Source organism: Vibrio sp. Scap24 (assembly GCF_013394185.1).
Taxonomy (GTDB): Bacteria; Pseudomonadota; Gammaproteobacteria; order Enterobacterales; family Vibrionaceae; genus Vibrio; species Vibrio pomeroyi.
In genome coordinates this window covers 3,082,014-3,094,350 of sequence record NZ_CP041332.1, presented here as the reverse complement: position 1 = coordinate 3,094,350, position 12,337 = coordinate 3,082,014, and the positions used below count along the sequence as shown (strand labels likewise).

Genomic DNA, 12,337 nt, shown 5'->3' with positions numbered 1-12,337 from the left:
TTAACACTTCTATCAAGCTTTAAACCTAGAGCTGAAACAAGGCCAGCTGAATGCTGAACCCTACAAATAGCACACCACAAACCATGTTCATCATTTGCGAGGTACGCTTTTGAACCAACAAACGCTTAAACGTATCCGCCATTAAGATAACGACCAAGAACCACGTCGACACCACTATCGCTTGAATCCCGCCAAGTATTAGGCTGTCTGACACAATCGCGTCTTTGGTAACGAACTGAGGGAATATCGAGAGATAAAACAGCACAATTTTAGGGTTAAGTAGATTGGTCAATAGCCCTTTTAAGAACTGATGATATAGCTTACTCCCTGATGCACTCACCACAGAAAGCATGCCCTCTTGTGCACGCAATGCCGCCCGAAAATGGTTGTAACCAAGCCAGATGAGATACAAAACCCCAGCCCACTTCAGCCCTTCAAACGCCATTGGTGTTTTTGACAACAACAGGCTTATGCCATTGGCTGAGATAAAAGCGTGAAAAAAGAAACCACAAGACACACCTAACACATTAACAAACGCGAACAGCTTCCTTTGAGTCAACGCTGTGCTTAATACTAACAATGCGTTAGGGCCAGGAATAATGGCAATAAAAAACACAATGACAATGAACAGCCAGATACTATCCCAACTCATTTCTATCTCTTTTTACGTATCATTTTTAAGGCGGACATTGTACGTTCATTCAACCCCATTACAATATGCTCAACGTTTAATTAACTCGTATGGCTAACAGACGAAATTAGCGAATACAATAAGATCGTTTATGGTCTAACGTTACAAAACTGATTCTCTAACATTTGTAGCCCTGTTAGACTCCACCTCCCTTTTAATACTTGGTTCATTTATGTCATTTGATAACCTAACCCTTAACGCAAAAACCGCTGCAGCTATACCGTCTCAATTCGATAAACCGACAGAGATACAACAAGCGGTAATTCCTACGATTATTGCAGGGAAAGACGTGCTGGCGTTGGCTCAAACGGGTAGCGGGAAAACATTGGCGTTTGGCTTACCTTTGCTGAACAACATCAACCATGATGTAAATGAACTGCAAGCACTGGTTATCGTTCCAACACGTGAACTTGCCTCTCAAGTCGCTGAGTCTTTAGAACCGATCGCAACGGCTCTTAATATCAGTATGATTACGTTAACGGGTGGTATAAATGCAGATGACCAACAGCAGCAATTATTAACGAAGCCACAGCTTGCTATCGCAACACCGGGGCGCTTGCTGGCTGTTATCAAGAGTGGCGAATTGGAGTTAACTCAATGTGTGTCATTGGTTCTTGATGAAGCAGACCGATTAATCGACATGGGCTTTTGGCCTGACATTCAAGCGATCACCGAAGCTCTGCCTGCGAAGCGCCAGTCACTGCTATTCTCAGCAACACTTCCTCCAGAATTGGTTAATCAGGCTGAAACGCTTTTATCAAACCCAAAGAAGATCACCACTCACCAAGAAAACAGCGTTGTCGAAACCATTGAAGAAACACTGTATCTCGTGAACAAGGGCAGCAAGGCTCAAGCTCTGATTGCCCTACTTAATCAAAACCAATGGCCACAGGTGTTGGTTTTTATTGGTGCGAAAGACAATGCAGACGCATTAACCAAGCGATTGAACAAAGCTAAGATCAGCGTGAGTGCGTTACATGGCAACAAGAGCCAAGACGAGCGCGCGCAGGCATTAGAGAGTTTCAAAAATGGCGAAACTCGCGTGCTTATCGCTACCGATGTGATGGCTCGTGGCATCCATATTGATCAGCTGCCTGTTGTGATCAACTTTGAATTGCCTTCTCACTCAGCAACTTATGTACATCGCGTAGGAAGAACGGCGAGAGCAGGAAGCGCAGGCTGTGCTATCTCGCTGGTTAGCCACAGTGAAAACGAGCACCTCAATGCGATTCGAACTCTGACCAATAAGCCACTGCCACTACAATCTTTGGAAGGTTTCCCTGTAACAGATAAACCGGCATCAGAATCAACAGCTCGTAAGCGTCCGCCAAAAGACAAAATGGCCAACCGACGAACAGCAAAGAAGAAGAGCATCAAACAATTTAAGAGCAAACCAAACAGCTCAAAGTAACCAGAAATAGCTCTATACAACCATAAATAGAATAATTAGCTCAGGTTTTACTGGGCTTTTTATATGCAATCAAACATAAAACCACACCCAAAAACTGCTCTAAAGATGCTAACTTAAATGACACTTTTGTGAATTATGATGCCAACGTATTGATTCTTGGTTGCTCAAAAAAAATACTCTTAAATCACGTTGACGCCCCTATATCTGGCAACTAGATTTTTCTATTAGTGTCTAAAACAGGAGGTCATTGAAATGAAACGTGCTAGCTCTACATATCGATTACAACTGATTAAGGAAGTGGCAACCCGCCGAGATCGTCAACGTTGCAATGACCCGATGGCAAACCACATACAAACCCTAATAGATAATAAAGATGACTGCGATACTTCGGTTGAACGTAACCAGAGATTCAGTGGCAGCCATTTTGATGAACACATAGGTGGTTGGGTTAGCGACCACTGGGGTAGCAAGTAGGCAAATACGCTAATAAGCTAATAAGCTAATAAGCTAATAGGCCGGCAGCTTAACCGCTGTAGAATTTATCTCCGCATTAACCTATCATCTGCAACAATTTCCTTTCATTGAGTAAGCAGAAAGTGTCTGAGTTAAAAAGAGAAAAAGAAGTGATGGTTGCCTTCCAAGTGATCCCTCGCGTTAAAGAAGGCAACAATTTCGAAGTCGTTGATAAAGCTATTGATGTGGTAAAAACAGCCGATGTTCCATTCCAAGTCGGTGCAATGGAAACCACGATGAAAGGTGAACTCAACCAATTACTCGATATCGTCAAAAAGGCTGAACAAGCTTGTTACGATGCAGGGGCTGTTGAAGTCATCACAAACATTAAGATTCATAGTAAGACCACCGAAGCCGATGATACATTTTGTACGTACCATCGAGGTGTAACGAAAGCCAATCATATGTTTGTTTAAAAAAGTGCTGCTGTTGAAAAGACTCTGATGAACCAGTGATGTTATTGAAAAGGCATGTCTGAAAGGTGAGAAAGGATTTCCATTCGTTCTTCTTCTGACATTGAATGCCAATCACGCGCGCTCTCTTCAGGGTCATCTTTCGCCCCAATCGGTTTTCTATCCAGTGCTTTGACTGGTTTTTTTTTGATTCTTACGTCCTTTTTATTCATACCGACACCACTCCTTCTGGTACAAAGGTACCTATCTTAATATTACACCCCAACCATTATGTAAAGTAATAGTTACTTCGGAGTTAAATAAAATCTTAATACTTCCTCTTTAGCCGAAAAGATCTCTCTGGGGACTTGTGTTTCCCTCTTCGTCTACCGGCTGACCAACCAAGTTGTTTTGCTTCATTATTTTTCTTCTATAGCGCTGACGACACAGTTTTATCACGTGCAATTGTTCAGCGGGTGTCATCGACATCCAATTAAAGCGCTCTTCTCTTTTGCGCATACAGCCATTGCAATAGCCTTTTTCATCGCTTGAGCATACCCCAACGCAAGGGCTTGGAACTTGGAAAAACTCTAACTGCTCCACCACATCTCCTTACACATCCAAATCAAGCTTACTAATTCAAAAATAAGCGATTAATTTGTCGCCTAGCTCATGAAATCCATACTAAACTATGACCTTATACTGACACATATAGTGTTTTGTAAACTATACTTTGAACCCATCAAGTTACACTTATTCGGTAACTTCGTTCTTTCCTTTGGAGCCTTATAATATGAAGTTTAGTTCAAAAAAATTACTAGCAGTAGCCGCTTTACCTATGATGCTAGCAGCATGCACAACAACAGGTGATAACGCTATGCAAGTAACACCAACCGATCTACAGCACCATAATTGGGAACTTGCGCAAATTGATGGCAAGGACATTGAGAAAAGCGAACATCAAGCAACACCTCGTCTAGAGATCGGCGAAAAGATGACTGCAAACGGCATGGCTGGTTGTAACAACTTCTTTGGTCAGGGCGAACTAAAAGACGGTCAATTCCGTATCAAACAAATGGGCATGACAATGAAAATGTGTCAGGGCTCAGCGATGGAAATCGAACAATCGGTTTCAGCTACTCTAAGCGAGTGGAGCGACGTAACGCTAACTAACGATACACTAGTACTTAAAAACGATGTACACACACTAACGTACACAATTCGTGACTGGGTAAACTAATCCGTCATCGACATCAGATATTGATTTAAGGAGCCTTCACGGCTCCTTTTTTATTGCCTGCTCAAAACCTAATCATTAAAAACGCTACTTCTCGCCTTCTTTTCGTACCAACCTCCAATAAATATCAAAAAAACCTCATTTAGGTGCAATTAATTCACCGCTTTAACGGTCTGTTGGTAGGATGGCAGGGGCTCCTAGTAATTGATTGAATTTACTATTGAATTAGAAATTATTTCAGAAACAGATAGAATAACTATTATGCCGTGTTGTTCTTTCGTTAGCCACGAAAGGTCAACACGCCCTAGGGAGTTCGAAAACACAATGCTCTTGCCCGTTCACTACCAAATGGAAAAGTTTATGAACAAGATAGTAAGTACGTTAGGAATCATGGCAACCGTTGCATACAGCGCAACCATTTATGCTGATGAAGCAACATCAACCGATAGCTGGAACCAAATTGAACAGCAGGCAGAGGGAGAAACTGTCTACTTTCACGCTTGGGGCGGAAGCCAAGAGATCAATCGTTACCTACAATGGGCAGGCAAGAAGTTACAGAGTGACTACGGTGTTACCTTAAAGCATGTAAAAGTAACCGATATTGCAGAAACCACGACTCGCTTACTTGCAGAAAAAGCGGCAGGCAAAAACAGTGAAGGCAGTGTTGATATCGTTTGGATCAATGGCGAAAACTTTCGTTCAATGAAAGACAACGCTTTGTTGTTTGGTCCGTTTACAGAGTCACTTCCAAACTGGCAGTACGTCGATAAGTCTTTACCGATTGATGTCGACTTCTCTGAACCAACAGAAGGCCTTGAAGCACCTTGGGGCGTTGGACAATTGGTGTTTATTCACGACCAAGAGACACTTCATAATCCGCCACAATCGTTTTCAGAGATGTTGAGCTACGCTCAAGCTTTCCCAAACCGTTTGAGCTACCCTCGCCCACCTGAATTTCACGGCACCAGCTTCATCAAATCTCTATTGATTGAGCTAACAAACAATAATCCAGCACTGGCTCAACCGGTTTCGGAAGACAACTTCCAAGCGGTAACAGCACCACTTTGGGCTTACCTAGACAAATTCCATAAAGTGGCTTGGCGCGGCGGCAAACAATTCCCTGCTGGCACATCTGAAAGCATCCAACTTCTGGATGATGGACAACTCGACCTTGCAATAACCTTTAATCCAAACTCTGTGTATTCAGCACAAGCAAGTGGCCGTTTAGCGGAAACCACCAAGGCTTATGCATTAGAAAGTGGCGCTCTATCTAACATTCACTTCCTTGCGATCCCTTGGAATGCCAATGCAACGGCAGGCGCTCAAGTGACAATCAACTTCTTGTTGAGCCCAGAAGCGCAATCTCGCAAGGGTGACCTAAATGTTTGGGGCGATCCTTCAGTGTTAAGCAGTAAATACCTGACCGGAAGTGCTAAAAACACTCAGCAATTTAAGTCGGTTGATGAACCACACCCAAGCTGGCAAAACGCGCTCGAGAAAGAGTGGCTTAAGCGATACGGTAACTAAGCTTGATGCTACGCGCTCTATATTTTGTTGTTATAGCTGTGTGCATTATCCCTACGATTCCTGGGGTAGCGGGAGTAGTGGCCTCGTCACTGAGTTTTATCCCGCCCCTGGGTTTAGAGGAGCCCTCTCTCAACGGTTTTAGCCAAGTCTTCCAATGGGAAGGTGCTTGGCACTCTATCGGTTTAAGCCTAAGCTCTGCGATCGCGAGCAGCTACATCGCCTGCTTTCTTACTTTTTGTATTCTTCAAGCCTCTTGGGGAAACAAGTTTTGGATAAAGATTGAGCTGACGTTATCGCCAATGTTGGCTATTCCACATGTGGCTTTCGCTATTGGCTTTGCTTTTCTATTTAGCCCAACAGGCCTTGGAGCGAGAGCCGTACATCACCTACTCGGTGAATCGGCGACGAGTTCTGAATTGGCGTTATTGGTTAAAGACCCATACGCTCTCGGCCTCATCATTATGCTAGCACTCAAAGAAGTCCCTTTCTTGTTGCTGATGAGCATATCGATACTTCAACAAATCGATGTCGAACGTATCACTAAGGTGAGTGCTTCACTGGGTTACAGTCGCTCTCAGATTTGGTGGAAGTGTGTTTTCCCACAATGGTTTACTAAGCTTCGCTTCCCAATGCTTGCGGTACTCGCTTACAGCGTATCGGTTGTCGATATTGCTTTGATCATTGGCCCAACCAACCCGCCGACCTTTGCAGTACTAGTATGGCAATGGTTTAACGATCCAGATCTTAACCTACTGCCACGAGCTGCAGCCGGAGCCATTGTTCTATTTGGTTTAGCGTCGTTGATCATCGCCTTAGCACGTTTAGTTGAATGGGCAATTCTGAAATACTTTCGAACTTGGCAATATTCAGGCAGAACAGGGGCAAACTTTCCGGGGAAAACCGTGTTTACTGTGCTTGCTGCGCTGTCACTGCTCATCATTCCATTGATGGTGATTTGGAGTGTTGCCCAACGTTGGCGTTTCCCTGACCTACTCCCTAGTAGATATAGCATGCGTTTCTGGGAATTTGAGTGGGATGGCATCATGAGTACGGTCGGACAAAGCTTATGGATTGGTCTTATCGCCGCTTCTGTAGCTTTGATACTTGCGCTGATTGCTCACGAATATCGAATCAAATACAAGTGGCAAGTTCCGGGCTTTATTATCGCGATCCCAATGTTGATCCCTCAGCTCTCTGTGTTGTTCGGTATGCAAGTCACCACGCTTTATATCGGCAGCAGCGCTTATGAGTTCTGGGTGATTTGGGCGCACGTATTCTTCGCCTTTCCATTTGTGTACTTGTCTTTAGACGGGCCTTGGAAGAGCTTCAATGATGGACTAATTAAAGCGTCACTCAGTCTAGGCAAGTCGCCATTTCAAAGTTGGTACTCCATCAAACTACCAATCTTGTTACCTGCCATTGCCTTCGCTTGGGCGGTCGGGATCAGTGTAAGTTTGGCTCAATACTTACCAACATTAATGCTTGGTGCGGGTCGCATTAGCACAATCACCACTGAAGCTGTCGCTCTTACTAGCGGTTTCGACCGTAGAGTGACCGCAATTTATGCCATTTGGCAGGCCTTATTGCCTCTGTTCTTTTTCTCTTTAGCGATATTAGTCAGCCGACTTCAACTCAGATATCGCCGTCTTACTTTTAAGGGTTTCCTAAGTAATGAGTCTGTACCTCAACGACCTCGCCATCCATAAGAACGATGGTGAATCGCTGTTTTCAGCGCTAAACGTAACATTAGAATCAGGCCAAGTACTGGCTTTGATGGGGCCTAGCGGATGCGGAAAATCGACTTTGTTGGACGCTGTTGCTGGGCACCTGAATGAAGAGTTTTCATACACTGGCAGCGTGGTTTTGAACGATATTCAGCTCGATGAACTTCCATCACATCAACGTCAGGTCGGTATTTTGTTTCAAGATGACTTGCTATTCCCTCATCTAAAAGTGTGGGAAAACTTGGCATTCTCATTACCTAACTCTGTTAAAGGCTCAGCTCGCCAGCAACAAGCAATGGCGGCGTTAAAAGATATTGAATTAACTCATTTAGCTGAGTCCTTCCCCGATCAAATCTCCGGCGGCCAACGGGCGAGAATAAGCTTAACTCGCATGTTGTTAGCGAAGCCTAAACTGGCTTTACTTGATGAACCGTTCAGTAAGTTAGACCAAGAGCTCAGAGCACAGTTTCGTGATTGGGTGTTTGAACAACTGACAAAAGCCAACATCCCTACGCTGATGGTGACGCACGACGACGCAGATGTGCCTCAAGGAGCTCAAGTACTGTCTTGGCCATGGAGAAGTCACAATGCTGGATAAGTACTCTATCAAGGTCATTAAGTGGCCGTTAAACCAATCAGCAAAAGTATTGAGTCAAATCGGTATCACTGCGAACCAAACCACCCTGTTCGGATTTTTAGTCGGCTGTTTAGCGTTTCCTGCGTTAGCATTTCAACAATATGAGTGGGCGTTAGGCTTCATTGTATTCAACAGAGTGTGTGATGGGCTCGATGGCGCTTTGGCTCGAATCCAAGGCATCAGTGATGCGGGCGGCTTCCTCGATATCAGCCTGGATTTCCTTTTCTATTCGTTAATTCCTTTTGGCTTTGTGATTGCGAACCCTGAGCACAACGCCATTGCCGGTGCATTTTTGATCTTCTCTTTTATCGGCACAGGCAGCAGCTTTTTGGCGTTTGCGGTGATGGCAGGCAAGCGAGGAATCGAGAACCCCGTTTATAAGCACAAGTCGCTCTACTACATGTCTGGATTAACTGAAGGCACAGAGACCATCGCCTGTTTCATTGCCTTTTGTATTTGGCCGCAACACTTTGCGGTTATCGCTTACACCTTTGGTGCGGCGTGTTGGCTGACGACATTTATGCGAATTTATTTTGGGTTCCAAACCCTCAAGACTCAACAAGAGAGTTAGAAATCTAACGACAAAAACAAGATACAAAAACGCCGCTCAATATGAGCGGCGTTTTTTCTAACTGAAGTTTAAAAACAATTAAGCGTCAGCAGAAGCACTAATTTTAAACCTCAGCACCTTCAAGCTTGAATCAAGATCGACATCGACAAACTCAGGCGGGTTGTCTAGGCGCTCAATAAACTCAACGTTTGGCGCTTCTTCTGCCATCGTCTCGATAAGGAAGTTCGGAGAAACCGCTGGCGAGTTAACACACGCAATCACTTCACCACCTTCTGTTAGAAGCTCTGGCAAACGACGTAAGATCTTTTTGTAGTCTTTAGTGAGCGCGAAACTGCCTTTTTGGAACGAAGGCGGATCGATGATAACGAGCTCGTAAGGGCCGCCTTTCTTAATTTTGCCCCACGACTTAAAGATATCGTAGCCAAGGAAGTTAACCGAGCGCATGTCATGCTCATTCAAACGGTGATTATCGCGGCCTTTGTTTAGCGAGCCACGCGACATATCCACGTTCATGCATTGGCGAGCACCACCAGCGATAGCTGCGACAGAGAAGCCACAAGTGTATGCGAACAAGTTAAGAACATTCTTATCCTTGGCATTATCTTGTACCCACTGACGACCGTTACGCATGTCTAGGAACAAACCGAAGTTTTGATTACGGCCAATGTCGAGCTGATATTTAAGACCGTGCTCAACCACGACTGGAGAGTCGTTTAGCTCGCCCCACAAAACTTCTGACGGCGCGCCATCGGCATAACGGTGTTGCAGAACAATACTTGTGCCCTGCTTTGCTTGCCAGATGTCTTTATTGGTCAGGTCAACCAATCCAGCTTTAAGAGATGACAAGAACTCATCGTCTACTGCTTTGAATACGTTAACCAGTAGTTGCCCATCAACCCAATCACATGTCAGTTGCTCTAGACCTGGCCAAAACTTACCACGACCGTGAAAGATACGACGTAGTTCATTTGGCACTTCATTAAGTTGCTGTTCAATATGACTAAAAAACAGAGGTAAAGCTGATGCTTCCATTATTTCACTCACTTAGTGTTTAGCTTTGGCCAAGTTAATGACCAAGGTTCAAGCCAACTGTCCAAACCGTTAGAGACGGTTTCTTGATGCCACTTCTCTCCCAAAGAGTCTAGGCTCCTTGGGTCGCAGACATATTCGTAGGCTTGTGATTGATAGGTAAATCGAATCGCGAAGGCATGCAGATAACCTCTGTCAGCCTCACTCGATGGATTGTAAATAGGGTCACCAACAATAGCTGAGCCGATCGACTTCATCGCGACACGGATCTGATGAGTTCGCCCAGTATAAGGTTTACATAAAAGTAGGCGCTCACCGGGTTCAGCCGTTGCTGATAAAAATTGGGTAATCGCTGGGTTTTCTTTGCTAGTCAGTAACTTCCAGCTAGAGCGTCGTGAACGCTCCATATCTCCAGAAATCAAACCCTGCTTTTTCTTCGGCTTCTTAGAGCCAATCGCAAGGTAGTACTTCTCCACCTCACGCTTTGCGAAAAGCTGGGAAAGCTCACTCGCCGCTGAAGAACTCTTTGCTAACAGCAGAATGCCTGAGGTCATTTTATCAAGGCGATGAACGAGATACAGCTTAGGTTCATTGATTGCCTTAGCCACTTCTTGAAGCAACATAGTATCGCCATCGTCTTTGTGGACGCTGACACCAGGGTGCTTATTGATAAGTAAAAAATCAGAGTGGTTCAGAAGAATATCGAACATGTAAAGGCTAGCTCCATTGTAGAACGTGGAGTATACCGTGTCTGAACCCAGATTCCAGCTACGAAAAAGCCCAACTAACTCAATTAACATTGAATCATTGGGCTTCTCTTTAGTTGCTCGCTTTCGGTAATCGGTTTTTAGTTCCGATTGAATGCGAACTGAGCACTAAGCAAGTTTGAACTTACCAACCAGTGCTTCTAACTCAGCAACCTTAGCATTCAAACCTGAAGTGTTTTCAGAGCTACGCGTCGCCAGTTGCAAAGACTGCTCAGAGATATCACTGATCGCCGTAATGTCCGCGGCAATCTCTTTAGTCACAGCCGTCTGTTCTTCTGCCGCTGTCGCGATAGAGTTAACCATGCTTTGTACATTACCTGCACCACTTACAATCGCTTCTAGCGCTGAAACAGCACCAGAGCTTTGCTCAACACCAATCTCCACCAAACGGCAGTTATCTTGAGTGTAAGTCACTGCTTCTTGCGTGCCAGATTGAATAGATTGAATGATGCCAGACACTTCTTGTGTCGCTTTGGTCGTTCTCTCCGCTAACGCGCGTACTTCATCCGCAACCACAGCGAAACCACGGCCGAATTCACCCGCACGAGCCGCTTCAATTGCAGCGTTAAGAGCTAAAAGGTTAGTTTGCTCAGCAATGTCTTCGATAACCTTGATAACGCTACCAATCTGCTCACCGTGAGAACCCAGAGTATTCATTTGCAACGACATATCGCTCATTTGAGTTGACACCTGTTGAATACTCGCCACCATCTCAACAATCACGTTTCGGCCATCTTCTGCAGAGGTCTCAGAGCGGCGCGCTTCTTCATAAGTAGAAGTACCTTGTTGAGCCACTTCAGAAATGGTCAAACTTAGCTCTTCAGCAGCCGTTGCTATCAGGTTGGCTTTGTCAGCTTGAGCTGATGCACCTGTCACGATGTCTTGGCTGATTGACGATAGCTCGCCAGTCACAGATTGGACTTGGTGAGTCACAGAAGAGATAGAACCCAATAGGTCGACCAATGACTTCTGCATCTGGTTAATCGACTTAGCCAGTTCAGCAAGTTCATCACCAGAATCATCAATAATGTCGCCTGCAGTTAGGTCACCATTTGCTACACGTCGCGCAACTTGTTCAACACGAGTCAAACGGTTGGTAATAGAGCTAGACAACACATACGCAATTACACAACCAAATACGATCGCAATAGCAGACAGCACCATGATAGTGCGCTCAATAGTAGTAAACGTGTCGGTTAGCGTAAGCAGTGATTGCTCAGTGTCTGCACGCTCACTTGCTGACGCTTGATCAAGCAAGTTTTCAATTGGGATCAAGTTGGTCTCATACAAAGAACGCAGCTGTTGAATGTTGGCTAGTAGCTCAGATTCATCATTGATCTTAGGCACGAGTGTCGCTTCAAACTCTTGAGTGAAACGCCCCATGAGATCTTCAATTCGCTCAATACGGCGATGATCTTCTGATCCTCTGCTTTCTAAACGCTTTGCTTGCGCGATGGCTTGAGCAAATTCGTTCTTATTCGAGCGGTAGTCATTAAGTGCATTATCGACCTGAATGATCGCACCTAGTGCATCTCGATAGACATCCCCAGCTTCATCGATCAGAACAAGGTAGGTAACGGTACCCGGTACATCATCCATTCTAATTTCATCAGCGCTCTTGTGAGCCCCAATGACTTCTATCCATACAATACCGACTAACGTGACAAGCACCGCCAATATAGACCCAAAACCGGCATACAGTTTCTTTCTCACTGACAATTTCACACAACACCTACCTAATTAAAATACGGACTAAGCAGCCCTAACCAATAAATATATCGGCTATCAGACGGATAACTTTAGTGAATGTAAGGTTTTTATTTTTCGATAATAATTAA

General features: G+C 44.7%; 14 protein-coding genes. 8 read left to right on the top strand and 6 right to left on the bottom strand.

The window, feature by feature from the left end; genetic code table 11:
• Positions 1 to 25: 25 nt before the first annotated feature.
• Positions 26 to 652, bottom strand: coding sequence for a LysE family translocator (locus FLM53_RS13870; RefSeq protein ID WP_176681599.1), 627 nt, complete (start codon positions 650 to 652; stop codon positions 26 to 28).
• 211 nt (positions 653 to 863) lie between these two features.
• Between FLM53_RS13870 and FLM53_RS13865 the strand changes: the two genes are divergently transcribed.
• The 3 genes from FLM53_RS13865 to FLM53_RS13855 all read left to right on the top strand — a co-directional run bounded on the left by FLM53_RS13865 (position 864) and on the right by FLM53_RS13855 (position 3,031).
• Complete coding sequence (locus FLM53_RS13865) at positions 864 to 2,102, top strand: DEAD/DEAH box helicase (protein ID WP_176681600.1); 1,239 nt, start codon at positions 864 to 866, stop codon at positions 2,100 to 2,102.
• Positions 2,103 to 2,354: 252 nt separating this feature from the next.
• Positions 2,355 to 2,576, top strand: a complete 222-nt coding sequence (locus FLM53_RS13860; RefSeq protein WP_176681601.1) for a hypothetical protein — start codon at positions 2,355 to 2,357, stop codon at positions 2,574 to 2,576.
• 152 nt (positions 2,577 to 2,728) lie between these two features.
• The gene (locus tag FLM53_RS13855) at positions 2,729 to 3,031 is read left to right on the top strand and encodes a thiamine-binding protein (RefSeq protein WP_176681972.1); all 303 of its coding nucleotides are present in this window, start codon (positions 2,729 to 2,731) and stop codon (positions 3,029 to 3,031) included.
• Positions 3,032 to 3,072: 41 nt separating this feature from the next.
• Here the strand turns inward: FLM53_RS13855 and FLM53_RS13850 are convergent, their stop codons facing one another.
• The gene (locus tag FLM53_RS13850) at positions 3,073 to 3,240 is read right to left on the bottom strand and encodes a hypothetical protein (RefSeq protein WP_017630068.1); all 168 of its coding nucleotides are present in this window, start codon (positions 3,238 to 3,240) and stop codon (positions 3,073 to 3,075) included.
• A gap of 109 nt (positions 3,241 to 3,349) precedes the next feature.
• Entirely contained in the window at positions 3,350 to 3,613 is a 264-nt protein-coding gene (locus FLM53_RS13845) for a DUF1289 domain-containing protein (protein ID WP_370780731.1), read from the bottom strand.
• 187 nt (positions 3,614 to 3,800) lie between these two features.
• On the opposite strand from FLM53_RS13845, the gene FLM53_RS13840 reads away from it, so the two are divergent.
• The 5 genes from FLM53_RS13840 (at position 3,801) to FLM53_RS13820 (ending at position 8,703) form a co-directional block, all read left to right on the top strand.
• On the top strand, positions 3,801 to 4,247 hold the full coding sequence (locus tag FLM53_RS13840; RefSeq protein WP_017630066.1) for an META domain-containing protein: 447 nt from the start codon (positions 3,801 to 3,803) through the stop codon (positions 4,245 to 4,247).
• Positions 4,248 to 4,604: 357 nt separating this feature from the next.
• Positions 4,605 to 5,771, top strand: coding sequence for an ABC transporter substrate-binding protein (locus FLM53_RS13835; protein WP_132935844.1), 1,167 nt, complete (start codon positions 4,605 to 4,607; stop codon positions 5,769 to 5,771).
• A gap of 5 nt (positions 5,772 to 5,776) precedes the next feature.
• On the top strand, positions 5,777 to 7,477 hold the full coding sequence (locus tag FLM53_RS13830) for an ABC transporter permease (RefSeq protein WP_176681602.1): 1,701 nt from the start codon (positions 5,777 to 5,779) through the stop codon (positions 7,475 to 7,477).
• The gene (locus FLM53_RS13825) at positions 7,443 to 8,093 is read left to right on the top strand and encodes an ATP-binding cassette domain-containing protein (RefSeq protein ID WP_176681603.1); all 651 of its coding nucleotides are present in this window, start codon (positions 7,443 to 7,445) and stop codon (positions 8,091 to 8,093) included. The genes FLM53_RS13830 and FLM53_RS13825 overlap by 35 nt, the downstream gene beginning before the upstream one ends.
• Complete coding sequence (locus tag FLM53_RS13820; protein ID WP_176681604.1) at positions 8,083 to 8,703, top strand: CDP-alcohol phosphatidyltransferase family protein; 621 nt, start codon at positions 8,083 to 8,085, stop codon at positions 8,701 to 8,703. Before FLM53_RS13825 ends, FLM53_RS13820 begins: the two co-directional genes overlap by 11 nt.
• A gap of 78 nt (positions 8,704 to 8,781) precedes the next feature.
• On the opposite strand, the gene FLM53_RS13815 is transcribed toward FLM53_RS13820, so the two are convergent.
• The 3 genes from FLM53_RS13815 to FLM53_RS13805 all read right to left on the bottom strand — a co-directional run bounded on the left by FLM53_RS13815 (position 8,782) and on the right by FLM53_RS13805 (position 12,224).
• A complete protein-coding gene (locus FLM53_RS13815) occupies positions 8,782 to 9,735 on the bottom strand; it encodes a class I SAM-dependent methyltransferase (RefSeq protein ID WP_176681605.1) in 954 nt (317 codons plus the stop codon).
• An 8-nt stretch (positions 9,736 to 9,743) separates the two neighbouring features.
• Positions 9,744 to 10,442: a TIGR01621 family pseudouridine synthase gene (locus FLM53_RS13810; RefSeq protein ID WP_176681606.1), complete on the bottom strand. Its 699-nt coding sequence runs from the start codon at positions 10,440 to 10,442 to the stop codon at positions 9,744 to 9,746.
• Between the two features lie 165 nt (positions 10,443 to 10,607).
• Positions 10,608 to 12,224, bottom strand: coding sequence for a methyl-accepting chemotaxis protein (locus FLM53_RS13805; RefSeq protein ID WP_176681607.1), 1,617 nt, complete (start codon positions 12,222 to 12,224; stop codon positions 10,608 to 10,610).
• Positions 12,225 to 12,337 lie beyond the last annotated feature (113 nt).